Source organism: Arthrobacter sp. Y3224198, assembly GCF_059090025.1.
Map to the genome: position 1 here is coordinate 133,599 of NZ_JBNHFG010000006.1, position 23,816 is coordinate 157,414.

The 23,816-nt window shown below is 67.2% G+C and carries 26 protein-coding genes; 24 read left to right on the top strand and 2 right to left on the bottom strand.

The window, feature by feature from the left end; genetic code table 11:
• Positions 1-2: 2 nt before the first annotated feature.
• A complete protein-coding gene (locus AC5RUF_RS05465; protein WP_494129946.1) occupies positions 3-632 on the bottom strand; it encodes a hypothetical protein in 630 nt (209 codons plus the stop codon).
• 237 nt (positions 633-869) lie between these two features.
• Between AC5RUF_RS05465 and AC5RUF_RS05470 the strand changes: the two genes are divergently transcribed.
• Positions 870-1,088 carry a hypothetical protein gene (locus AC5RUF_RS05470; RefSeq protein WP_494129947.1) on the top strand — a complete coding sequence of 73 codons (219 nt, stop codon included), beginning with the start codon at positions 870-872 and terminating at the stop codon, positions 1,086-1,088.
• 121 nt (positions 1,089-1,209) lie between these two features.
• Here AC5RUF_RS05470 and AC5RUF_RS05475 read toward each other — a convergent pair whose 3' ends face one another.
• Positions 1,210-1,755 (bottom strand): inorganic diphosphatase, encoded by a 546-nt coding sequence (locus AC5RUF_RS05475; RefSeq protein WP_493998599.1) that lies wholly within the window; start codon positions 1,753-1,755, stop codon positions 1,210-1,212.
• A gap of 217 nt (positions 1,756-1,972) precedes the next feature.
• Here AC5RUF_RS05475 and dacB point away from each other — a divergent pair, with 217 nt between their 5' ends.
• From dacB to dhaM, 23 genes are all read left to right on the top strand, one after another.
• A complete protein-coding gene (dacB, locus tag AC5RUF_RS05480) occupies positions 1,973-3,400 on the top strand; it encodes a D-alanyl-D-alanine carboxypeptidase/D-alanyl-D-alanine endopeptidase (RefSeq protein ID WP_494129948.1) in 1,428 nt (475 codons plus the stop codon).
• 82 nt (positions 3,401-3,482) lie between these two features.
• Positions 3,483-4,640 carry a zinc-dependent metalloprotease gene (locus tag AC5RUF_RS05485; RefSeq protein ID WP_493998770.1) on the top strand — a complete coding sequence of 386 codons (1,158 nt, stop codon included), beginning with the start codon at positions 3,483-3,485 and terminating at the stop codon, positions 4,638-4,640.
• A gap of 6 nt (positions 4,641-4,646) precedes the next feature.
• Positions 4,647-5,777: a tRNA lysidine(34) synthetase TilS gene (tilS, locus tag AC5RUF_RS05490; protein ID WP_494129949.1), complete on the top strand. Its 1,131-nt coding sequence runs from the start codon at positions 4,647-4,649 to the stop codon at positions 5,775-5,777.
• Between the two features lie 37 nt (positions 5,778-5,814).
• Positions 5,815-6,366, top strand: a complete 552-nt coding sequence (hpt, locus tag AC5RUF_RS05495) for a hypoxanthine phosphoribosyltransferase (protein ID WP_493997989.1) — start codon at positions 5,815-5,817, stop codon at positions 6,364-6,366.
• Positions 6,367-6,544: 178 nt separating this feature from the next.
• Positions 6,545-8,641 (top strand): ATP-dependent zinc metalloprotease FtsH, encoded by a 2,097-nt coding sequence (ftsH, locus tag AC5RUF_RS05500; RefSeq protein ID WP_494129950.1) that lies wholly within the window; start codon positions 6,545-6,547, stop codon positions 8,639-8,641.
• A 99-nt stretch (positions 8,642-8,740) separates the two neighbouring features.
• Positions 8,741-9,349 carry a GTP cyclohydrolase I FolE gene (gene folE / locus AC5RUF_RS05505; protein ID WP_493998328.1) on the top strand — a complete coding sequence of 203 codons (609 nt, stop codon included), beginning with the start codon at positions 8,741-8,743 and terminating at the stop codon, positions 9,347-9,349.
• A gap of 7 nt (positions 9,350-9,356) precedes the next feature.
• Positions 9,357-10,262, top strand: a complete 906-nt coding sequence (folP, locus tag AC5RUF_RS05510) for a dihydropteroate synthase (RefSeq protein WP_494129951.1) — start codon at positions 9,357-9,359, stop codon at positions 10,260-10,262.
• Between the two features lie 4 nt (positions 10,263-10,266).
• The gene (folB, locus tag AC5RUF_RS05515; protein WP_493998330.1) at positions 10,267-10,647 is read left to right on the top strand and encodes a dihydroneopterin aldolase; all 381 of its coding nucleotides are present in this window, start codon (positions 10,267-10,269) and stop codon (positions 10,645-10,647) included.
• Entirely contained in the window at positions 10,644-11,135 is a 492-nt protein-coding gene (gene folK, locus AC5RUF_RS05520) for a 2-amino-4-hydroxy-6-hydroxymethyldihydropteridine diphosphokinase (protein WP_494129952.1), read from the top strand. The genes folB and folK overlap by 4 nt, the downstream gene beginning before the upstream one ends.
• 4 nt (positions 11,136-11,139) lie before the next feature.
• Positions 11,140-11,649, top strand: coding sequence for a DUF3180 domain-containing protein (locus tag AC5RUF_RS05525; RefSeq protein WP_494129953.1), 510 nt, complete (start codon positions 11,140-11,142; stop codon positions 11,647-11,649).
• On the top strand, positions 11,639-12,151 hold the full coding sequence (locus tag AC5RUF_RS05530) for a PH domain-containing protein (RefSeq protein ID WP_494129954.1): 513 nt from the start codon (positions 11,639-11,641) through the stop codon (positions 12,149-12,151). Before AC5RUF_RS05525 ends, AC5RUF_RS05530 begins: the two co-directional genes overlap by 11 nt.
• A complete protein-coding gene (locus tag AC5RUF_RS05535; RefSeq protein WP_494129955.1) occupies positions 12,148-13,737 on the top strand; it encodes a PH domain-containing protein in 1,590 nt (529 codons plus the stop codon). The genes AC5RUF_RS05530 and AC5RUF_RS05535 overlap by 4 nt, the downstream gene beginning before the upstream one ends.
• Positions 13,724-14,674 (top strand): Rossmann-like and DUF2520 domain-containing protein, encoded by a 951-nt coding sequence (locus tag AC5RUF_RS05540; protein WP_494129956.1) that lies wholly within the window; start codon positions 13,724-13,726, stop codon positions 14,672-14,674. The genes AC5RUF_RS05535 and AC5RUF_RS05540 overlap by 14 nt, the downstream gene beginning before the upstream one ends.
• Positions 14,671-15,564, top strand: a complete 894-nt coding sequence (gene panC / locus AC5RUF_RS05545; RefSeq protein ID WP_493996781.1) for a pantoate--beta-alanine ligase — start codon at positions 14,671-14,673, stop codon at positions 15,562-15,564. The genes AC5RUF_RS05540 and panC overlap by 4 nt, the downstream gene beginning before the upstream one ends.
• A 220-nt stretch (positions 15,565-15,784) precedes the next feature.
• A complete protein-coding gene (gene lysS, locus AC5RUF_RS05550) occupies positions 15,785-17,239 on the top strand; it encodes a lysine--tRNA ligase (RefSeq protein WP_493996782.1) in 1,455 nt (484 codons plus the stop codon).
• 2 nt (positions 17,240-17,241) lie between these two features.
• Positions 17,242-17,421, top strand: a complete 180-nt coding sequence (locus AC5RUF_RS05555) for a hypothetical protein (protein ID WP_493996780.1) — start codon at positions 17,242-17,244, stop codon at positions 17,419-17,421.
• Between the two features lie 95 nt (positions 17,422-17,516).
• Entirely contained in the window at positions 17,517-17,843 is a 327-nt protein-coding gene (locus AC5RUF_RS05560) for a histone-like nucleoid-structuring protein Lsr2 (RefSeq protein WP_493996779.1), read from the top strand.
• Between the two features lie 154 nt (positions 17,844-17,997).
• Positions 17,998-20,505, top strand: coding sequence for an ATP-dependent Clp protease ATP-binding subunit (locus tag AC5RUF_RS05565; RefSeq protein WP_494129957.1), 2,508 nt, complete (start codon positions 17,998-18,000; stop codon positions 20,503-20,505).
• Between the two features lie 191 nt (positions 20,506-20,696).
• Positions 20,697-21,212, top strand: coding sequence for an amino-acid N-acetyltransferase (locus AC5RUF_RS05570; protein WP_494129958.1), 516 nt, complete (start codon positions 20,697-20,699; stop codon positions 21,210-21,212).
• A gap of 190 nt (positions 21,213-21,402) precedes the next feature.
• Entirely contained in the window at positions 21,403-21,579 is a 177-nt protein-coding gene (locus tag AC5RUF_RS05575; protein WP_152271694.1) for a CsbD family protein, read from the top strand.
• Positions 21,580-21,771: 192 nt separating this feature from the next.
• Positions 21,772-22,773, top strand: coding sequence for a dihydroxyacetone kinase subunit DhaK (dhaK, locus tag AC5RUF_RS05580; protein WP_493996776.1), 1,002 nt, complete (start codon positions 21,772-21,774; stop codon positions 22,771-22,773).
• A 2-nt stretch (positions 22,774-22,775) separates the two neighbouring features.
• Complete coding sequence (gene dhaL / locus AC5RUF_RS05585) at positions 22,776-23,417, top strand: dihydroxyacetone kinase subunit DhaL (protein ID WP_494129959.1); 642 nt, start codon at positions 22,776-22,778, stop codon at positions 23,415-23,417.
• Positions 23,414-23,816, top strand: a 403-nt coding sequence (gene dhaM, locus AC5RUF_RS05590) for a dihydroxyacetone kinase phosphoryl donor subunit DhaM (protein WP_494129960.1), incomplete at its 3' end; no start/stop codon positions are given. The genes dhaL and dhaM, both read left to right, overlap by 4 nt.

Below are 23,816 nucleotides of genomic sequence, written 5' to 3' on the forward strand. Positions count from 1 at the left end.
ATTCAGTAGGGGAGGGCGGCCGGCGGCAGCGCCGCCGGCCCATAGGCCAGCCCCAGCAGCCGTGCGGCGGCAGGACGCGTGGCCCATTCCTCGCTCCAGTGCGAACGGACCACCGCCTTGCTGACCGCCTGCGCCGTGATCCCCAGCTCCTGGGCCACGAATTTCTGCTGCCCGCGCGCTCCGGGCGTCATCAGGTCCAGCACTTTCCACTCGGCGTCGGTCCGGGCCGCCACAATCAGGCCGAGCAGGCGAAGCACCGCCTCGGCCTCCGCGGCGAGCGACGCATCCGGTCCTTCCACTGCCACCGGCACACGGTCATTGCTGCGCTGCGCGCGCTCCACGGCGCGCCGCGAATACACCAGGCCGTACCCGCGTGCCGTCGACAGATCGGCCGGCAGCGGCACCGCCAGCTCGCCCACGCCGATGCCGACGTGCCACCGCCGTTCGCGTACCGCGGCCAATGCCGCCGCCACTGCGGCGGGGGGTTCAGCCAGCACTCCCTGGGCCTCGTCGCCCACGGTGCGCTGGAAGGGGACGGCGGCCGGCACATGCCGCAGCGTGCGGATCAGTTCCGGTACCAGGTCACCGACTTCACGCGAATCCCGCTGGTTGATCGTCAGCACAAAATGCATGGGTTCAGCATGGCAGACCACCCCGGAAAACAACCGAAACAGGTTGCGGCGCGCCCGAAGCGGTTCCGTGACCGGCAGGGTCGTGCAGGAGGAGGCTTCCCTGCCGCCGAACTTCCCACGCTTCGGTACAGGTGTGGCTGCTGTGACCCCACGGGTAACAGCAGCCACTGAGCGTGGGAATCTCCTTCCTGCCGGCGGGCTCCGGACCCGGGTGCGCGCCGGGATAGGGTGGGCCGCATGACCAACACACCGCCGCCCGATTCCGGTCCCGACCGCACCTCCAAGCTGCCGCTGTGGTTCGCGCTGGGAGTCATCATCTTCGGCCTCTGGGCGGCGTGGCTCACGTCCAGCTGGGTCGTCCTGGCCGTTGCCGTTTTTGTGGCGGTGTTCCCGGCCCGGACTTACGCGTCGGATGCGCGTACCTGGGCCAGGCAACAGGACCGCCGAAACCAGTAGGGCATGTAAACGGCCGGTACGGCCGGCCAACAGGGCCGTTCAACGAAGGCGTTAAACGCCGACGGCGGCCGCCCCCGCAAGGAGGCAGCCGCCGTCGTACCGGCCGGAGCCGGCGGGAAAACTAGTTGTTGATCGGGTTCGCGTCGACGTCGCGGCCCTGCGATTCGTCCTCTTCGCTGCCTTCACCAAGGGCCTTGAAGCGGGCCAGGGAGGCTTCAACCTCTGCTTCGGCGGCTTCGCGGCCGGCCCAGTCGGCAGCCTCAACCCACTTGCCGGGCTCCAGGTCCTTGTACTTGGTGAAGAAGTGCTTGATTTCATCCAGCAGGAAGTCGGAAACATCCGAGATGTCCTGGATGTGGTCAAAGCGCGGGTCCACCGGAACGCACAGGACCTTGGCGTCTCCGCCGCCGTCGTCGACCATGTTGAACACGCCGATGGGGCGGGATTCCACCAGGACACCGGGCATCAGGTCGAAGTCCTGCAGCATCACCAGGGCGTCCAGCGGATCGCCGTCCTCGCCCAGGGTGTTCTCGAAGAAACCGTAGTGCGTGGGGTAGGCCATGGAGGTGAACAGGACCCGGTCCAGGCGCAGGCGGTGGGTTTCGTGGTCAATTTCGTACTTGACCCGGGATCCCTTGGGGATCTCGATCGTTACGTCGAGCTTCAGCATTGCGACTCCTCACTGGCGTGGCCCGCGAGGAACCACTCGGAAAGACTTGATAATCGATCATGCGCCGGACGTGCCCCGCAACGGCCCGTACAAGCGGGCGGTCGGGGAGGACGCCGGCGTCGGTCTAGTCTTAAAGATATATGTCCCGCGCGCCCAACCGTGCACGGGGACGGAGCGGCCGGGTTTCCGGCGGACGGAAAGAATCGGTGAGGACATGTCTCGGGTGTTCTCCAGCACGCTGCTGGCGCTTGCCTTTGCGGTGCTGCTGGTTCCTCTGGCCTGCTATGCCCTGCCGCCCGTCGCCCAGTCCCTGACCGGACCCCGGGTCCAGCGCGCCGAGGTTGTTCCCGACTACCAGGAGCCCCCGGCGGAACTTGCCGGCAGTGACCTGGTTTCCGCTCCCCAGGCCACCGATCCGCTGCCGGATGCCACAGTGCTGGGAAGGCTCCTGGACGCCGAGCTGGCGATCGAAGGCAGCGGCAGCTTCCACGCCGTGGTCTCCGACGCCCTGACCGGCACGGTGCTGTACGACCGCGGCGGCAGCACCGGACTGGCCCCGGCATCCAACCTCAAGGTCCTTACCGCAGCCGCCGCACTCTCTGCCATGGACGCGGACACCCGCCTGGCCACCACCGTGCTGCCCGGGGAAGAACCCGGCACCGTGGTGCTCCGCGGCGGCGGCGATGTACTGCTGACAGCCGGCAAGTCCAACCCCCGCACCGTGGCGGGCCGCGCCGGCCTGGCCACCCTGGCCGAACAGACCGCCGCCGCCCTCGCCAAGGACGGCACCACCGGTCCCGTCCGGGTGCTGGTGGATGACACCCTCTTTACCGGCCCCGCCCTGTCCGACGCCTGGGGCGAGGCGGACGTGGAGGCCGGCGAAATCGCGCCCGTCCACGCCCTCGCGATCAGCTCTGCCTGGGCGGAGGAGGGCACCGGGCCCGGCCCGCGGGTGGACGACGCCGCCCTGTCCGCGGGGGAGTCCTTCCGTGCCGCCCTCGCTGCCGCGCTGGCGGAGAAGGGCATCGACGTCGACCCGTCCGTGGAACGCGGCACCGCTCCGGCCGGAGCCGCCGCCCTGGCGGAAGTCCGCTCCGCTCCGCTGGCGGACCAGGTTGACTACATGCTGCTGAACTCGGACAACTACCTGGCCGAGGCCCTGGCCCGGCTGAGTGCGCACGCCACCGGCCGGGAGGCGTCCTTTGCCGGGGGGATCGAAACGGTCCTGGCCGAAGTGGGAGCCCTGGGTGTGGACACGTCGGCGATGGTGCTGGGGGACACCAGCGGCCTGTCCGCGGAAACGTCGGTATCGGCGGCGCAGCTGACCTCCCTGATGCGGATCCTGCTGACTACGGAGGACCCGGACCTGCGCTCCGTGGCGGGCGGGCTTCCGGTGGCCGCACTGAGCGGGACCCTGGCCGGCCGCTACGACGAAACCGCCGACTCCGGTGCCGCCGGCATCGTCCGGGCCAAGACCGGGACGCTGCTGGCCGTGACGGCGCTGAGCGGGTACGTCACCGATGCAGACGGCCGGGTGCTGGCGTTCACCTTTGTGGCCACCGGCCTGGATGGCAACACGATAGCGGCCCGGAACGCCGTGGACGCAGCGGCCGCCGTGCTGGCCGGCTGCGGCTGCCGCTGACAGGTACCCGGCCGGGCCGGTTACGCCGGCAGCGTTCCCGGCAGGAGGTGTGGAGACCCTCCGCGTGTGGTCGAATGGAGCAATGGAGAGCAACAAGCAAAGCCGTCCGGCCCCTGACCGCAGTCCATCTCCCTCCGCGTCCGCCGTGCCGTCCCTGGTGAACTGGGACCTGGCCGCGTCCACGGCCGCCGCCATGGTGGCACCGGGACCCAAAATGTCCGCCCGGGAAATCCGCGATGCCGTTGCCGATCTGCGCGCCGCCGCGGATAAGTCCGTGGAGCACGTGCATCGCATCACCGGCCTCGACGCCGCCCGCGACCTGCGGGACTCGGACGTCCTGATTGTGGACCGCGCCTCCTGGGCGCGCGCCAACTCCCAGAGTTTCTCCGTGTTGATGGGCCCGGCCCTGGAACACCTGGCACAGACCCGCCCGGAACAGCTCGAGGCTGCCAACACCGCCCTGGGCGGGACCGTCACCGGCACCCAGCTGGGCGCTGTCCTGGCGTTCCTCTCCAGCAAGGTCCTCGGCCAATATGATCCCTTTGCCGCGCTGGGCGGCGTGGGCAAGCCCGGCGGGCGGTTGCTGCTGGTGGCGCCGAACATCATCACCCTGGAACGCGAACTCAACGTGGAGCCTGCCGACTTCCGGCTGTGGGTCTGCCTGCACGAACAGACCCACCGGGTCCAGTTCGCTGCCGCCCCGTGGCTGCGGGAGCACATGCTGGGGGAGATCAGCCAGCTTTCCAACGGCATGATGGACAAGGCCTCCACCCTCTCCGAGCGCCTGGGCTCTGCCGTGAAGGCCCTGACCTCAAACGCCCGGGACAGCGGGGAGGCGGACGGCGTGCCGCGCAAGCCGGTGGACCTCCTTTCACTGCTCCAGGATCCGGAGGACAAGGAACGGCTCTCGCACCTGACCGCGGTGATGTCCCTGCTGGAGGGCCATGCCAACGTGGTGATGGACGCCGTCGACGCCGGGATTGTGCCCAGCGTCAAGACCATCCGGCAGCGCTTCAACAACCGCGGGGCCAAACGCGGCTGGATTGACCGGTTCTTCCGCCAGATCATGGGCCTGGACGCCAAGATGCGCCAGTACGACGACGGTGCCCGCTTTGTCCGGGCCGTCACCGCCCGGGTGGGCATGGAGGGCTTCAACCGGGTCTGGGAACGGCCCGAAAACCTGCCGACCGAGGCGGAAATCCACTCCGCCGATCTCTGGATTACCAGGATGGGACTGTAACCGAACGTGCTCCACGAAAAGAACTCCGCCCCCAATACCGGGGCCGGAGCCTCACCCCGCGCCCCCCGTGTACGCAAGCGGCTCCTGCCGACGCTCGGCGACGCACGCAACAGCATCCGCGACGCGCTGCGCGACGCCGGCCTTGCTCCCGGCGGCGGGCAGCCCCCGCTGATCCTGGTGGCCTGCAGCGGGGGACCGGATTCGCTGGCCCTGGCCGAAGCAGCGTCCTTCTTCTCCCGGCGGGGCGATTACCGGGTGGCCGCCGTCGTGGTGGACCACGGGCTGCAGGAGGGCAGCGCCGAGGTGGCTGCCCGCGCCAGCGCCACATGCCAGGCGATGGGACTGGACCCCGTGCTGGTGCGGCAGGTTTCCGTGCCGGCGTCCGGGATGGGACCGGAGGCAGCGGCCCGCAGTGTCCGGTATGCGGCACTGGATGAGGCCGCCGCCGAACTGGGAGCCGCCGCCGTGCTGCTGGGCCACACACTCGACGACCAGGCCGAGCAGGTGCTGCTGGGCCTCATGCGCGGTTCCGGCACCCGTTCCCTGGCGGGCATGCCTGCGGTGCGCGGGATCTATCTGCGTCCCTTCCTTGGCCTGCGCCGGGAACAGACCCTGGAGATCTGCGCACATGCCGGATTGGAGCCCTGGCACGATCCCAGCAACCGCGACCCGGCCTACGCCCGGTCACGGGTGCGGACCGAGGTGCTGCCGTTCCTGGAGGAGAAACTCGGTCCCGGAATCGCGGAGGCGCTGTTCCGTTCCTCACGTATCCTCTCCGCCGACGCCGATTATCTGGACGCAGAAGCGGCGCGTGCCTTCGAGGCACTGCGTGCCGCAGCCCCGGCCGGCAGCGGCACGGAATCCGAAGAACTGCTGTTGCCTGAAGCACAGTTGCGGCAGCTCGCTCCCGCCCTGCGGCAGCGCGTCCTGGCGCTTGCGGCGCTCGCATTGGGCGGGGCCCAGCCCAGCTACGAACGGCTCTCCGCCGTGGAGTCACTGCTGCGCCGCACGGGCTCCGCAGGCCCGGTGCAGCTGGTGGGCAAAGTCAGCGTGTACCGCCAGCCGCGCAGCAAATCGGTTCACCACGGGGCTGCAAGCTATGGCAATCTTGTTTTTAGGAAAAAGAGCAGCACCTAACATCCAAGCTGCAACACTTCGCACCCGGGAGTCATTCGTGGATTCACACGACGTCGCATCAGATCTCAAGCACGTTCTCTACACCAAGGAACAGATCCAAACCCGGATCAATGAACTGGCGGCCGAAATTGACCGCGACTACGCCGGCCGCGACGTCCTCCTCGTCGGTGTCCTCAAGGGCGCCGTGATGGTGATGGCAGATCTCTCCCGTGCCCTGCACAGCCACGTCACCATGGACTGGATGGCCGTGTCCTCCTACGGCTCCGGCACCCAGTCCTCCGGCGTTGTCCGCATCCTCAAGGACCTGGAAACGGACCTGCTGGGCAAGCATGTCCTGATTGTCGAAGACATCATCGACTCCGGCCTGACGTTGTCCTGGCTGCGCACCAACCTGGAGTCCCGCGGCCCCGCCAGCGTGGAAATCTGCACCCTGCTGCGCAAGCCGGATGCCGCCAAGGTGGAAATCGACGTGAAGTACGTCGGATACGAAATCCCGAACGAATTCGTGGTCGGCTACGGCCTTGATTTCGCCGAGCGCTACCGCAACCTGGACTTCATCGGCACCCTGGCGCCGCACGTCTACGAGTAAGCGTCAGGGGCCGGCCCCGTTCAGCGCGATCACCATCACGGCACACCGCTACGCCCTGAGGGAACTAATCCCCTACCGGGACCGTGTTCTTTTGGGGGACGGTGTATAGCTAGTAGGTAAATTCCGCGCACATCAGCGTTGTTGATCAGGAGGGACGGGGCTCAAGCCCTGACGACGAATGAAATCCAAGAACTTCTTCAAGGGGCCGGTCATCTGGATCGCGCTGGCACTGGCTGCTCTTTTGATCATCGTGCCCAGCCTCACTGCCAGCGGGGCCAAGCAGGTGGACACCAAGAAGGGTATGGAGCTTCTTGCCGACCGCCAGGTGTCGCAGGCGAAGATCTACGACGGCGACCAACGAGTTGACCTGACGCTCGACGAGGACGGCAAGAAGGCCGAGGGCACGGAAAACGTGCAGTTCTACTTCGGCACCGACCGTGGCGACGATGTGGTGGAGGCGGTCACCAATTCCGGTGCCGACTACACCGACCAGCCCGTCCAGACCAACTGGTTCACCAGCTTCCTGGGCCTGTTCCTGCCGTTCATCATCATCGGCCTGATTTTCTGGTTCCTGATGTCCCGCATGCAGGGCGGCGGCTCGCAGGTCATGAAGTTCGGCAAGTCCAAGGCCAAGCTAACCAACAAGGACATGCCGCAGGTGACGTTCGACGACGTTGCCGGCGCTGACGAGGCCGTGGAGGAACTCCACGAAATCAAGGAATTCCTGCAGGATCCGGGCAAGTTCCAGGCCGTGGGCGCCAAGATCCCCAAGGGCGTGCTGCTCTACGGCCCTCCCGGCACCGGCAAGACCCTGCTGGCCCGCGCCGTTGCCGGTGAGGCCGGCGTGCCGTTCTACTCGATCTCCGGTTCGGACTTCGTGGAAATGTTCGTTGGTGTGGGCGCCTCCCGCGTCCGCGACCTCTTCGAGCAGGCCAAGTCCAACGCCCCGGCCATCATCTTCGTGGATGAGATCGACGCCGTCGGCCGCCACCGCGGTGCCGGCGTGGGCGGCGGTAACGACGAACGCGAGCAGACGCTGAACCAGTTGCTGGTGGAAATGGACGGCTTCGACGGCAACACGAACGTCATCCTGATTGCCGCCACCAACCGTCCCGACGTCCTGGATCCGGCCCTGCTGCGGCCCGGCCGCTTTGACCGGCAGATCGGCGTGGAGGCCCCCGACATGCAGGGCCGGCTCCGGATCCTCCAGGTCCATGCCAAGGGCAAGCCCATGGCCGACGGCGTGGATCTCGAGACCGTGGCCCGCAAGACGCCCGGTTTCACCGGCGCCGACCTGGCCAACGTACTCAACGAAGCCGCACTGCTCACCGCACGCTCCAACGCGGACCTGATTGATGACCGCGCCCTGGATGAAGCCATCGACCGCGTGGTTGCGGGCCCGCAGAAGCGCAGCCGCGTGATGAAGGAACTGGAACGCAAGATCACCGCGTACCACGAAGGCGGTCACGCCCTGGTGGCGGCGGCCCTGCGGAACACCGACCCGGTCACCAAGGTGACCATCCTCCCGCGCGGCCGGGCACTGGGCTACACCATGGTCCTGCCGCAGGACGACAAGTACTCCGTGACCCGCAACGAACTGCTGGACCAGCTGGCCTACGCGATGGGCGGCCGGGTGGCAGAGGAAATCGTGTTCCACGATCCTTCCACCGGCGCCTCGAACGATATCGAGAAAGCCACCTCCACGGCACGGAAGATGGTCACCCAGTACGGCATGAGCGAGCGGATCGGCTCCGTCAAGCTGGGCTCCGGCGGCGGGGAGCCGTTCCTGGGCCGCGACATGAGCCAGGAACGCAACTACTCCGACCAGGTGGCCTATGTGGTGGACGAGGAGGTCCGGCGCCTGCTGGACAACGCCCATGACGAGGCGTACCAGATCCTCACGGAGAACCGCGACGTGCTGGACCGGCTCGCACTGGAACTGCTGGAGCGCGAGACGCTGAACCAGGCCGAAATCGCCGAGGTCTTCTCCGACGTGCGCAAGCGCGACGTCCGCGAGGTCTGGCTGTCCAAGCCCACCCGCCCGGTGCACAGCATGCCGCCCGTGGTGTCGCCCCGGGAACGGCGCGAGGCCAAGGAAATCGGTGCCCCGGACCCTGCCTCGGTTGCCCCGCAGGACCAGATCGCCGACGCCGACCTGCCGCAGGACTTCGATGTCTCCGGCAATGGCCTGCCGCAGCCCGAAAGCAGCGGCCAGGGCAGCCACTCAGGCCGCAACGGTAGCGCCGGCGGCTCCAACGAGGCGCCGGACGCGTAGCTGAGCCGGGCGCCTAGCTGAGCCGGGCGGCCCCGCGGGGCCGCCCGGCCACCCCCGGCACCCGCCGGAAGGGAAGTCCGGGCACGATAGGATCGACCAGTGACGGATTTCGACGACGAACTACTGACCGGGGCAGCAGACTCCCCGGTGGACCAGCCCAGGATTGAACGGGCGGTCCGGGAGATCCTCCTCGCAATCGGGGAGGACCCGGACCGTGACGGGCTGAAGGACACCCCCAGCCGGGTGGCCAAGTCCTATACGGAAATCTTCTCCGGCCTGCATGAGAGCCCTTCGGACCTCCTGGCCACCACCTTCGACCTGGACCACGAGGAAATGGTCCTGGTGAAGGACATTGCCTTCTATTCCACGTGCGAGCACCACCTGGTGCCGTTCCATGGCACCGCGCACATCGGCTACATTCCTTCGCACGAGGGCAAGGTCACCGGCCTGTCCAAGCTGGCCCGCCTGGTGGAGGTCTATGCCCGCCGGCCGCAGGTCCAGGAGCGGCTGACCACGCAGATCGTGGACGCGCTGATGACCAATCTTTCCCCCCGCGGTGCCATAGTGGTTATCGAATGCGAGCACCTGTGCATGTCGATGCGCGGGGTCCGCAAGCCGGGCGCCAAGACCGTGACCTCGGCAGTGCGCGGCCAGCTTCGCGAGACCGCGACCCGCGCCGAAGCAATGAGCCTGATACTCGGACGATAGGACCACCATGGATTCACTTGCCGCCGCGCCGGGCACCGGACCGGCCACCTCGCCGCTGCCCGTCCTGCGTCCCGCCCGCGCCCCGCGGAAGCTCGGGGATCTGCCCACCGACCGCACCCTGGTGATGGGCATCCTCAACGTGACCCCGGATTCCTTCAGCGACGGCGGGCAGTTCGCAGACACCGATGCCGCCATCCGGGCCGGACTGAAAATGCACTACGAAGGCGCCGACATCATTGACGTGGGCGGTGAATCCACCCGCCCGGACTCGGTCCGCGTGCCCGAGGAAGAGGAACAGGCACGGGTGCTTCCCGTAGTCGAGGCCCTGGTCCGTGCGGGCGCGTTGGTCAGCATCGACACCATGCACGCCTCTACCGCCCGGCGTGCCATCGAGGCAGGCGCCGCGATTGTGAACGACGTATCCGGCACCGACACCGACCCGGAGATGCCCGCCCTCGTGGCCGCCACCGGTGTGTCCTACGTGCTGATGCACAGCCGCGGCAGTGTCCGCAGCGACGATCCCAACGCCAGCTATGACGACGTCGTGGAGGAAGTGACTGCGGAACTGCTCAAGGTGCGGGACCGGTTCTACGCAGCCGGCGTTGCCCCCGAGCAGATCATTGTTGACCCCGGGCTGGGCTTCTCCAAGAATGCTGAGCATAACTGGCAGTTGCTGCGCGGCATCGACCGGCTCGGGGTGCTGGGCCACCGCGTCCTGGTGGGGGCCTCCCGCAAGCGGTTCCTGGGATCGCTGCTCACCAGCTTCGGCAAGGCAGCCCCGCCGCTGGAACGCGATAACGCCACAGCGGCGGTATCGGCCCTGGCTGCGTTCTCGGGTGCCTGGGCGGTGCGCGTGCACAACGTGCCCGCCAGCCTGGACGCGGTCAAAGTCACCGCCGCCTGGAAGGGATAGCTGGATGCCCGGCACACCGGCACTTGACCGGATCACGCTGCGCGGCATCACCGCCACCGGCTACCACGGGGTTTTCCCGGAGGAACGCCGCGACGGCCAGCCCTTTGTGGCGGACCTGGTGCTGTTCACCGACCTGGGGCCGGCGGCCGCCACCGATGACCTGACCCTGACCGCGCACTACGGCGAGGTAGCCGAGCTGGTGGTGCAGGTCATTACGGGTGAACCCCTCAACCTCATCGAAGCACTCGCCGCCCGCATTGCGGACGCCGTGCTCACCTCCTTTGCCGTCCTGGCGGCGGTCGAAGTCACCGTGCACAAGCCAAAGGCTCCCATCGCCGTCGAGTTCGGCGACGTTGCGGTAACGGTATACCGGGAGCGCGCATGAGTACCGTGCATGCCGTCCTTGCCCTCGGCAGCAATCTCGGTGAAAGCCGGGACACACTCTCGTCCGCTGTGGCGGACCTGGCTGACCACCCCCAGGTGAAGCTGAGTGCGGTTTCCCCCGTGGTCCGCACCCGGCCGGTCGGCGGACCGGAACAGCCGGACTACCTGAATCTGGTGGTTGCGGTGGAAACCGGGCTGGACCCGCATGAGCTGCTGGCACACTGCCAGGCCGTGGAAGCCCGCCACCACCGCGAACGCATTGTCCGCTGGGGCCCGCGCACCCTGGACGTGGACATCATCACCTACGGCACTGCCAACGTGGACGACGACGACCTCACCATTCCGCATCCGCGTGCGGCCACGCGTGCCTTCGTGCTGCAGCCGTGGGCCTGGATGGAGCCGGACGCCGTGCTGGACGGTACGCCGGTGGCCGACCTGGCAGCGCGGGCCGAGGACCTCCCCGGACTCGAAATCTTCGAAGGAGAATGAGCCGGTGATCACCATCCGCTACCGGTGGCTGGCCGTGATTGCCCTTGCCGCCGGGGCTGTGGGCTGGGCCGTCAACTCCTACCTCGGCAGCTATGCCGCCCCGGTCCTGAGCCCCGTGGCGCTGGTGGCCATCATCCTCGTCACCGCCGCCACACTGGTGCTGGGCCTGCGGGTGCGCCGCTGGCGCAACGGCGCGCGGGACCGGGAACTCGATCCGCTGGCCGCAGCCCGCACGGTGGTCCTGGCCCAGGCCGTGGCCTATGCCGGTGCGCTGCTGCTGGGCTGGCATGCCGCCATTTTCCTCACCCTGCTTCCGCTGTGGTCCCTGCGCCCCGGGCACACCGCCACCTGGGCCTCCCTCGCCGTGGCGGCCGGCGGACTTTTGATGATCGCCACCGGGCTGGTCGTGGAACGGTTCTGTAAACTGCCGCCCGAGGACAGGAACGGCAATACCCCCGGGTCCGGCAACGGCGAAGAGGGTTCCGGAGAGGACGGGGGACAGCTTGCCCAGTGAAGCCATTGATCCAACGGCGCTGCAATGGCAGCGGGTGTCCCCGAAATACCTGCGGCTGCGGCTGTTGAGCTGGGGCATTGAAACCGTCATCACCCTGCTCATCACGGGGTTGCCGCTGGTGCTCCGCCAGACCGGAATCTGGCCCGGATACCCCGCCTGGCTGGCCTGGGGGCTGCCGGCCTTTTTCGCCGTCACGCTGCTCTGGCGGGTTATTCTGCTGCCCCGCCAGGTCCGGGCGATTGGCTACGCCGAACGCCATGAGGACCTGTTGCTGCGCCGCGGCATTTTCTTCCAGCGCACCCTGGTGGTCCCGTACGGACGCATGCAGTACGTGGACGTCGCCGTCGGACCGCTGGAACGGGCCTTTGGCCTGTGCACCCTGAAACTGCATACCGCTTCCCCCGGCACCAATGCCGCCATTGCCGGTTTGCCCGGCGGGGAAGGCGCACGCCTGCGCGAGCACCTGTCCGCGCGGGGCGAAGCGCAGCTGGCCGGACTGTGAACGGCGCTGCCGCTTCCGTCCCGGACGGCGAACAGGCGCTGCCGGGCACGCCCGGGCCCCCGGTTCCCGGACCGGAATGGAAGCGGGTCCACCCGGTGTCGCCGCTGGTCCGCGGCTGGATCGCGCTGGCCGCCCTGGCCTATGTGGTTGGCCGTGACCAGGCCGAAGGGTGGTTCTCCGGCGGCGGCATGAGGCTGCCGCAGGGCCAGGCCCTCTTCTGGACACTGCTGGTGCTCGCGGCGGCACTGCTGGTCATTTCCGGAGCGTTCTTCCTGTCCTGGTGGTTTACCCGCTACCAGCTGACCAGCGATCACATCCGGGTCCATTCGGGTGTCCTCGTCCGGCGCCAGCGGCAGGCGCGGCTGGACCGTGTCCAGGCCATCGACATTGTCCAGCCGTTGCTGGCGCGGATCTTCGGACTCGCGGAACTGCGCTTTGAAGTGGCCGACGCCGGAGAATCAGCCGTGCGCCTGGCCTACCTGCGGCTCCCGGATGCGCAGGCGCTGCGGGCGCGGATCCTCTCCGGCGCCTCCGGTGCAACGGAAGCACCCGGCGGGCAGGAGGACAGCGAGGACCCGTCCGAGACCGTCCCGGGAGAGCGCGAGGTCCTGGTCCTTCCGGCCGGACGCGTCATCGCGTCCGTACTGCTGTCCGGCACCACTGTGTTCCTGCTGCTGGCTGTCGCTGCCGTTGTGCTCCTGACCGTCACCACAGGTGAGATCGGCTCCATAGCCGCCATGGTCCCGGTCATTTTCGGGTTCGGCAGCGCCTATTGGGGGATGTTCAGTTCCTCCTTCAACTTCCGCGCCTCCGTTTCCCGTGACGGCATCCGGATCCGCTCCGGACTGCTGGACACGAGGGCGCAGACCGTTCCGCCGGGACGCATCCAGGCGGTGGCCGTGCGGCAGCCGCCGTTGTGGCGGATCACCGGATGGTACGCGGTCTCCGTCAACGTGGCCGGCTACGGGGCCGCCAGGAACGGCGACGCGCAGGCGCGGACCCGGCTGCTCCCGGTAGGGACCCGGGAAGAAGTCCTGCGCATGCTGGCCCTGGTGCTTCCCGATGCCGGCACTGCCGATCCGGTAACCGCGTTCACCGCCGGGATGAGCGGCAGCGGCAGTGACGCCGGGTTCACGGTATCCCCGCGGCGGGCGCGCTGGCTCTCCCCGCTTTCCCGGCGGCGGAACGGTTACCTGATCACGGAGACCGCCGTCCTGTCCCGCCACGGATTCCTGTGGCGGTCATTGGAAATGGTTCCGCACAGCAGGACCCAGTCCCTTGCCCTGGAACAAGGCCCGGTGGCCCGCCGGCTGGATCTGGCGGACCTGGTCCTGCACTCCACACCCGGCCCGGTCTCCCCGCGCATCACCCAGATCGACGCAGGCACCGCCCGGCAGCTGCTCGATGAGCAGGCGCAGCGGGCGCGGACCGCCCGCCGCCGGGACCTCCCCGAACAATGGCTGCGTGCCCCCGGACCGTCCCTGACGAAGACCCCGGATGCGGAAGCGCCGAAGCCCCCGGAAGCGCCCCGCCCCCTTTTGCCAGCACCCGTCTCCAAGGAGGAGCCTGACCATGAACACCGCTGATTCCGCCAGCGTCGAGGAACGCCGGCGCCGCGGCCGCCTGGGGGTCGGCGTCATCGGTGCAGGCCGGGTGGGCGCCGTCCTGGGTGCCGCCCTGCGGGCCGCCGAACACGCCGTCGTCGGAGTGTCCGCAGTTTCCGATGCCAGCCGGGAGCGGGCCGAGAACCTGCTGCCGGGCGTGCCGATCCTGGACATACCGGACATTGTCGAGCGTTCCGAACTGGTGCTACTGGCCGTTCCGGACGACGCACTGGGCCCGCTGGTGTCAGGGCTGGCGAAAACCGGTGCATGGCAGGCGGGCCAGCTTGTGGCGCACACCTCCGGCCGCTTCGGCACCGAGATCCTCGCCCCCGCCCGTGCTGCCGGAGCCATCCCGCTGGCCCTGCATCCGGCCATGACGTTCACCGGCATGAGCCTGGACCTCACCCGGCTGGCGGACAGCTCCTTCGGCATTACCGCGCCGGCGGCCGTGCTGCCGATCGCGCAGGCCCTGGTGGTGGAGATGGGCGCCGAACCGGTGGTCATCGATGAGGCGGACCGCGTGCTCTACCACGCAGCCCTGGCCCACGCCTCCAACCACCTGGTCACCTTGGCCTCCCAATCCACCCAACTGCTGGCCTCCCTCGGCGTCGAACACCCGGACCGCCTGCTCGGGCCGCTGATGCGCGCGTCGCTGGAAAACGCCCTCGCCTCCGGTGAAGGTGCCCTGACCGGACCGGTGGCGCGCGGCGACGCCGGCACCGTTGCCGCCCATACCCGTGCCCTGGCCGACGCCGGCACCCAAGACCTCCGTACCGCCTACCAGGCACTCTCGGCCGCCACGGCCGCCCGCGCCGTGGACCGCGGCCTGCTCACCGCCGAACAGGGCGAAGCAATCGCCCGGGCGCTGCGGCCGGAGCCCACGGATCCAGAAGAAACAACCCCAGAAGGACAGCGTTGAACACCCCCCGCCTCGTCACCACCGCCGCAGACCTACGCACCGCCACCGCGGAGCTGCTTGGAAAAGCGGCGTCAGCCAACCCCTCACGCCCTCCCGCCCTGGCGCTGGTCCCCACCATGGGCGCCCTGCATGAAGGCCACGCCTCGCTGATGTCCGCCGCACGGGCCGAAAACGACGTGGTGACCGCGTCGGTATTCGTCAATCCGCTCCAGTTCGACGACCCCGCCGACTTGGAGCGTTACCCGCGGACCCTGGACGCGGACCTGGAACTGCTGGGCCGTGCCGGCGTCGACCTGGTTTTCGCCCCGTCCGTGGAGGAGGTGTACCCCGGCGGCCTGCCGCAGGTCCGGGTCAGCTCCGGCACCATGGGCACCCGCTGGGAAGGCGCGTCACGGCCGGGCCACTTCGACGGCGTCCTCACCGTGGTTGCCAAGCTCTTCCACTACGCTGCACCGCCGGTGCCCGCCCGCTTCCGGGCCTACTTCGGGCAGAAGGACGCCCAGCAGGTGGCACTGATCCGGCGGATGGCCGCCGACCTGAATTTCCCGGTGGAAATCACGGCGGTGCCCATCGTGCGCGCGGCAGACGGTTTGGCGGAATCCAGCCGCAACCGGTTCCTGGATGCCGGACAGCGCCAGTCCGCGCTGGTCCTGTCGAAGGCCCTGACCCTGCTGAAGGACCGCGCCGCTGCCGGTGAGGCGCTGGACCTGGCCTCCGCCGTCGGGCTTGTTGCGGAGCAGCCAGGTGTGGACCTGGACTACTTCGAGGTTGTGGACCCCGCAACCCTGGAGCCCCTGCCCACGGATGAACCCCTGAGCCAGCCGGCGCTGGCGCTGCTGGCCGCCCGGGTGGGCCCGGTCCGGCTGATCGACAATACGGTGCTGCCTTAGCGGCCTGCCCTATAACCATGCCGCCCCGGCGGACCGGCCTGCTTTTCCTGCGGTTCCGGGACCCGGCGGGGCTGCCTTGCGGAACGTTTGCCCCGTGTTCCTCCTGTCTTACGGCGCAGGAGCACGGGGCAGCGGACCGGGGGAAGCGCATTGCTCTGTAAACTTAATAACCGTGACCACATCTAACCCCGTTCCCGAAGCCGCCGATACCTCCGAACAGATGCGCATCCGCGCCGAAAAGCGTGCGCGGCTGATTGACCGCGGGGACGAGGCCTACCCGGTAGGCGTGGAGCGCACGTCTTCGCTCAAGGAAGTCCGGGAAAAGTTCGGCCACCTGCAGGCCGACGAGGCCAGCGGTGAAACAGTGGGGGTCACCGGCCGCGTAGTGTTCATCCGCAACACCGGCAAGCTCTGCTTCGCAACACTGCAGGAAGGCAACGGCACCCGCCTCCAGGCGATGCTCAGCCTCGCCGTCGTAGGCGAGGAGTCGCTGGCGGATTGGAAGTCCCTGGTGGACCTGGGCGACATTGTCTTTATCCGCGGCGAAGTCATCTCCTCCCGCCGCGGCGAACTCTCCGTGATGGCCCAGTCCTGGTCCATGGCCTCGAAGGCGCTGCGTCCGCTGCCGGTGCTCCACGCCGGACTCAACGAGGAAACCCGCGTCCGCCAGCGCTACGTGGACCTGATGGTGCGCGACGAGGCCCGCGACATGGTCTACAACCGCGCGGCCATCATCCGCGGCGTCCGCGACACCCTCCACGGGCACGGCTACGTGGAAGTGGAAACACCCATGCTGCAGCTGGTGCACGGCGGAGCCGCCGCCCGGCCGTTCGAAACCCACCTGAACGCCTTCGACCAGAAGATGACCCTGCGTATCGCCACCGAGCTCTACCTCAAGCGTGCAGTGGTGGGCGGGATTGAGCGGGTCTTCGAGATCGGCCGCATTTTCCGCAATGAAGGCGTGGACTCCACGCATTCGCCGGAATTCACCACGCTGGAATGCTACGAGGCATACGCAGACCAGTACGTTATGGCAGACCGGATGAAGGAAATCATCCTGCACTGCGCAGACCTCATGGGCAGCCGGCAGATCGAAACCGCTGCCGGGACCATCGACCTCGACGGCGAGTGGCGCTGGCTGAGCGTCTATCCGGGCCTTTCGGAGGCCGTTGGAACGGAGATCACCCCGGACACCGACGCGGCACAGCTGCGGGAGATTGCGGATAGGCACAACGTGAAGGTGGATCCCAAGTGGGATGCCGAAAAGCTGGTTATTGAACTGTTCGGCGAGATTGTCGAACCTACGCTGCTCCAGCCGACCTTTGTTTATGACTACCCGCCGTCCGCGCAGCCGCTGGCCCGCCCGAACCGGGACGATCCGCGCCTGATCGAAGCCTGGGACCTCATCATCGGCGGCATGGAAAGGGGCACGGCGTTCTCCGAGCTCATTGACCCGGTTATCCAGCGTGAACGGCTTACCGAACAGTCACGCCTGGCAGCCAACGGCGATGACGAGGCCATGGCACTGGACGAGGACTTCCTCCGCGCACTGGAATACGGCGCTCCTCCCATGGGCGGTATCGGCCTGGGAATTGACCGCCTTGTGATGCTTTTCACGAATACGGGAATCAGGGAAACAATTCTGTTTCCCCTCCTTAAGCCGGAAATGGGTTAGACATGGAATATGTAGAAGTACTCCTGCCGTCAGTTTGTGTTGCAGCTCTCTTTTATTTCGTGATGAAGGCTCTCCTCAACTCTGATCGCGCGGAGCGGCAGGCTCTCGCCGAGGCGGAGAGGGAGCTGGACCAGAGTGTAGACCAGCAACCTTTGAAGAAAACAGGCGAAGAAGAGAATTAATACCCAAGTACTTTGACGGGGCTTTGCTAATTGCGCCATACTCTAAGTGGTCTCATTAATAAGTCTTCCCGTTTTTAGCTGCTTAGGAGCCTGTCATGGCACAAAAGGTAAAAATCATTCTCGTGGACGACCTCGACGGTGGAAGTGCCGATGAGACTGTTCGGTTTGCCCTGGACGGGTCACAGTACGAGATTGACCTGTCAAAGGACAATGCGAAAAACCTTCGTGATGCCCTGAAGACCTATGTGGATGCCGGCCGCAAGGTAGGCGGCCGCACCGGCCGTCCGCGCAGCTCCGGTTCCGCCCGCAGCAACGAGGCAGCGCAGATCCGCGAATGGGCCCGGAAGAACGGCTACACCGTTTCCGAGCGGGGCCGGGTCAACAGCGAGATCATCGACGCTTACCGCGCCGCCCAGGGCTAGCCGCGGAACGGGTCCGGCGGCCCTCTTCCGCCGGTCCCTCCGCCGTTTCCCGGCGGAGGGATGCCGTGCAGGTCTCACGCCCACGGCGAACAAGCTCCTATTGCACCCCTTAGGCACGTAGCATCGAATTACGCGTTAGCTAGGAGTGTGCCTCATGTTTGAAAGATTTACCGACCGTGCCCGTCGCGTTGTCGTGCTTGCCCAAGAAGAGGCCCGCATGCTCAACCACAACTACATCGGCACCGAGCATATTTTGCTTGGCCTCATTCATGAGGGTGAAGGTGTTGCAGCTAAGGCCCTTGAATCCCTGGGCATCTCGCTTGGTGCTGTCCGCGAGCAGGTGCAGGAGATCATCGGTCAGGGCCAGCAGGCCCCGACCGGCCACATCCCCTTCACCCCGCGGGCCAAGAAGGTGCTGGAGCTCTCGCTCCGTGAAGCCCTGCAGCTCGGCCACAACTACATCGGTACCGAACACATCCTGCTCGGCCTGATCCGCGAAGGCGAAGGTGTTGCCGCGCAGGTCCTGGTCAAGCTCGGTGCCGACCTGAACCGGGTCCGCCAGCAGGTCATCCAGCTGCTCTCCGGCTACCAGGGCAAGGAGCCCGTCGCCAGCGGCGGCCAGCAGCAGGAAGGCCAGCCCGCCGGTTCGGTGGTGCTGGACCAGTTCGGCCGCAACCTGACACAGGCAGCGCGCGAAGCCAAGCTTGACCCCGTCATCGGGCGCGAGCACGAAATGGAACGCGTGATGCAGGTGCTCTCGCGCCGCACCAAGAACAACCCCGTGCTGATCGGCGAGCCCGGCGTCGGCAAGACCGCCGTCGTCGAGGGACTGGCCCAGGCAATCGTGCGCGGCGACGTTCCCGAGACGCTGAAGGACAAGCAGCTCTACACCCTTGACCTCGGCTCCCTGGTTGCCGGCTCCCGCTACCGCGGCGACTTCGAGGAACGCCTGAAGAAGGTCCTCAAGGAAATCCGCACCCGCGGCGACATCATCCTGTTCATCGACGAAATCCACACCCTGGTGGGTGCCGGTGCCGCCGAAGGCGCAATCGATGCCGCCTCCATCCTGAAGCCGATGCTGGCCCGCGGCGAGCTGCAGACCATCGGTGCCACCACGCTGGATGAGTACCGCAAACACATCGAAAAGGATGCCGCCCTCGAACGGCGCTTCCAGCCGATCCAGGTTGCCGAGCCCTCGGTGGCCCACGCCATCGAGATCCTCAAGGGCCTGCGTGACCGCTACGAAGCGCACCACCGGGTATCCATCACCGATGCCGCCCTGGCCTCGGCTGCCACGCTGGCCGAACGGTACATCAGCGACCGGTTCCTCCCCGATAAGGCCATTGACCTGATCGACGAGGCCGGTGCCCGCCTGCGTATCCGCCGGATGACGGCTCCGCCGGAGCTGAAGGAAATCGACGAGCGGATCTCGGCCCTGAAGATGGAGAAGGAGTCGGCAATCGACTCCCAGGACTTCGAAGGTGCCGCTTCCCTGCGCGACAAGGAGCAGAAGCTCCAGGACCAGCGCGCCGAGAAGGAACGCCAGTGGAAGTCCGGCGGCCTGGACGACATCGCCGAGGTGGATGAGGAACTCATCGCCGAAGTGCTTGCCAACTCCACCGGCATCCCCGTGGTGAAGCTGAACGAGGAAGAATCCACCCGCCTGCTGCGGATGGAAGACGAACTGCACAAGCGCGTCATCGGCCAGGACCAGGCGATCAAGTCCATCTCGCAGGCCATGCGCCGTACGCGTGCCGGACTGAAGGACCCCAAGCGTCCGGGCGGCTCGTTCATCTTCGCCGGCCCCACCGGCGTCGGCAAGACCGAGCTGGCCAAGGCACTGGCGGAGTTCCTGTTCGGTGACGAGGACGCCCTCATCACCCTGGATATGTCCGAATACGCCGAGAAGCACACCGTTTCCCGTCTGTTCGGTGCCCCTCCCGGCTACGTGGGCTACGAAGAAGGTGGCCAGCTGACCGAGAAGGTCCGCCGCAAGCCGTTCTCCGTGGTGCTGTTCGACGAAGTTGAAAAGGCCCACTCGGACCTCTTCAACTCGCTGCTGCAGATCCTGGAAGACGGACGCCTGACGGACGCACAGGGCCGGATGGTGGACTTCAAGAACACCATCATCATCATGACGACCAACCTTGGAACCAAGGACATCTCCAAGGGCGTTATGACCGGCTTCCAGTCCGGCACGGACACCAAGACCGGTTATGACCGGATGCGGGCCCGGGTCACGGAGGAGCTGCGCCAGCACTTCCGCCCCGAGTTCCTCAACCGTGTTGATGACACCGTGGTGTTCCCGCAGCTGACCCAGGACGAGATTGTCCAGATTGTGGATCTCTTCCTGGACCGCCTGGGCAAGCGCCTGGCCGACAAGGGCATGAGCATCGAGCTCACCCCCGCCGCCAAGGTGCTGCTGGCTACCCGCGGCTACGATCCCGCCATGGGTGCCCGCCCGCTGCGCCGCACCATCCAGCGCGAAATCGAGGACCAGCTGTCCGAGAAGATCCTCTTCGGAGAGATCAAGCCGGGTGAGCTGATTTCGGTGGACGTCGAGGGTGAGGGTGACGAAGCCCGGTTCACGTTCGTGGGCCACGGCGCACCGAAGGCCATCGAGGAAGCCAATCCCGCCATCGAGGCAGGCGTCGGGGAGTAACCCCGCACGCAAGGGAAACAGTTTCACCAAAGGAAGCCCCGGAGTTATCCGGGGCTTCCTTTGCGTCCGGGCGTCTCCTGGCTGCACGGCCCTGCGTTCGGACGGGGACCCGTCCGTACGTCCGGCGCCCGCGCGTCCGCCTGTTACGGATGCACCGCCGGTACACAGGGTGAAAGTCCTAGACTGGTCCGATGATGTCCGCTTCACAGATCACCGTCCGCCGTGCCCGTACCGCCGATGTCCACGACATCCGCCGGCTCGTGGCGCCGCTGGCCCGCGAGCGGGTACTGATCGCCAAGGAAGCGGTGGCCTACTATGAGGGCCTGCAGGAATTCCGGATCGCCGAAGACGGCGAAGGCAACGTCATCGGCTGCGGTGCGCTGCACGTCATGTGGGAGGACCTGGCCGAGGTGCGCACATTGGCCACGGATCCCGCTGCACGCGGCCGCGGAGTGGGCCACGCCCTGCTGGAAACGCTGCTGGGCGATGCCCTGGACATTGGGGTGGCACGCGTCTTCTGCCTGACCTTCGAAGTGGACTTTTTTGAACGGCACGGCTTCAAGGTGATGGAGAACCAGAACGCGGTGGACCCCGTGGTCTATTCGGAACTGCTGCGCTCCCATGACGAGGGTGTGGCCGAGTTCCTGGACCTGGCCCGGGTCAAGCCGAACACCTTGGGAAATACCCGGATGATCCGCTGGCTCTAGGGCCTGCGGCGGGGTGCAGCTTGCGCCCAAGTGGCCACGGCTCCTTTCCCCGGCTATACTAAGGGTACTTAGCATCATCCGATGCCGATGGAACGGCCGGCCCCGCAGCCTTTCTGCAGGTCGGAGGCAGGCGCAGGATTTTGAAGCGTGTGCTGCCGTTCCGGAAGCCGATCAGAAAGCGAGTTCAGCAATGGGCGCAGATGACAAGATGCAGAACAAGGCCGAAAACCTTGGCGGCAAGGTGAAGGAAGGCCTGGGCAAGGCCACCGGCAACGAAAGCATGGAAGCCGAAGGCCACGGCGATCAGGCCAAGTCCAAGCTCAAGGACGCCGGCGAAAACGTGAAGGACGCCTTCAAGGGCAAGTAACGCCGCCGGGCCGCGCCTGCGGCCGCCAACGCGGAAAAGCGGGAGGGACACCCCTCCCGCTTTTTGTTTGCCCGAATGCCCGCCCGGCCGCCGCCGAACACCCTGTTGTGCCGTGCCGGGCCCGGGTAGTGTCGAACGTGGAGACGGGATGGTTCTGTGCCGGAGGAAGTTCTACGAAGGAGTTCCAGCGCCATGAAGAAACTGATCAACAATCCGCGGTCCGTGGTTGCGGAATCCCTGGCGGGATTCGGGCAGGCCCACCAGGATCTGGTGGAAGTCCATCTGGACCCTGACTACGTGGTACGCCGCGATGCCCCCGTGCAGGGGAAGGTTGCCCTGGTTTCCGGCGGTGGCAGCGGACATGAGCCCCTGCACAGCGGCTACGTGGGAGCGGGCATGCTGACTGCCGCAGTTCCCGGCGCGGTGTTTACCTCGCCCACCCCGGACCAGATCCTGCCGGCCATTGTCCGCAGCGATTCCGGTTCCGGTGTGCTGCTGGTGGTGAAGAACTACACGGGGGACATCCTCAACTTTGAGACCGCTGCGGAACTGGCCGCAGCGGAAGGCGTAGACGTCCGTACCGTGGTGGTGAATGACGACGTCGCCGTGGAGGACTCCACCTACACTGCAGGACGCCGAGGGGTGGCAGGCACCGTGCTGCTGGAGCGCATTGCCGGCGGCGCCGCGGACCGCGGGGATGACCTGGACAAGGTCGCGGGGATTGCCGAACGCGTGAACAGCAACGTCCGCTCCATGGGGGTGGCGCTGGAACCCTGCACCGTGCCCCACGCCGGCGAGCCGAGCTTTACCCTTGCCGAGGACGAGATTGAGATGGGGGTGGGCATCCACGGCGAACCAGGCCGGCACCGGGTGCCCATGACCAACGCCGACGCCATCACGGACCAGCTGATGGAACCGGTGCTCAGCGATCTCGGCATCAAGGATTCGGACCGGGTGCTGCTGTTCGTCAACGGGATGGGTGGAACACCGCTCAGCGAGCTCTACATTGTGTACCGCCGCGCCGCGGAGATCCTGGCCGAACGCGGGGTGCGGGTTGAGCGGTCCCTGGTCGGGAACTACATCACGGCCCTGGAGATGCAGGGCGCCTCGGTAACCGTGCTGCGCCTGGACGATGAAATGACGGAGTTGTGGGACTCGCCGGTGAAAACGCCGGCAATGCGGTGGGGAGTTTAGGCATGGCACTTGATGCAGCATGGGCGGACCGCTGGATGCGGGACAGCGCCCGGGCGGTGACGGAAAACCGGCAGCGGCTGACCACCCTTGACCGGGAGATCGGCGATGCCGACCACGGCGAGAACATGGAACGCGGGTTCAGTGCCATTGTGGAGAAGCTCGACGCCGACGGCGTGCCGGATACTCCCGGCGCAGTGTTCAAGACCGCGGCCATGACGCTTATGTCCAAAGTGGGCGGTGCGGCAGGACCGCTGTACGGCACCGCCTTCCTGCGTGCTTCCACCGCCGCCGGCAGCGCCGCTGCCCTCGGTCCGGCGGAGCTGACCGCAGCGCTGACCGCCGCACGGGACGGCATCGTTGCCCGCGGCAAGGCCGAAACCGGGGACAAGACCATGGTGGATGCCTGGACACCCGCCGTCGACGCCGCGGCCACCGCGGAGGCCGCCGGCTCGGGGCCGGTGGAGATCCTGACCGCGGCGGCCAACGCCGCCGAGGCCGGACTGGCCGGCACCGAACCGCTGGTGGCGCGCAAGGGCCGGGCCAGCTACCTGGGTGAGCGGAGTGCGGGCCATCTGGATCCCGGTGCCGCGTCCACCGCCCTGATCCTGCAGGCCGCCGTGCAGGCAGCGGAGGGCCCGGCATGAGCGTGGGCCTGGTGGTGGTCTCGCACAGCGGGAAACTGGCTGAAGGGGTCTGCGAACTTGCCGCCCAGATGGCGGCCGATGTTCAGCTCGCGCCGGCCGGCGGGACCGACGACGGCGGCATCGGCACCAGCCTGGAAAAAATCCAGGCCGGCATTGCTCAGTCGGACTCCGGTGACGGCGTCCTGTTGCTGACCGATCTGGGCTCGGCCGTGATGACGGCCGAGATGGCGCTGGAGTTCCTGGAACCCGACCAGCAGCAGCGTGTGCGGATGGCCGATGCCCCGCTGGTGGAAGGTACGGTGGCCGCCGCGGTTGCGGCCCAGACCGGCAAAAGCCTGGCCGAGGTCCTGGCCGCGGCAGAATCTGCCGTAGCGCCGGCCGCCGGGCAGCCGGCAGCCG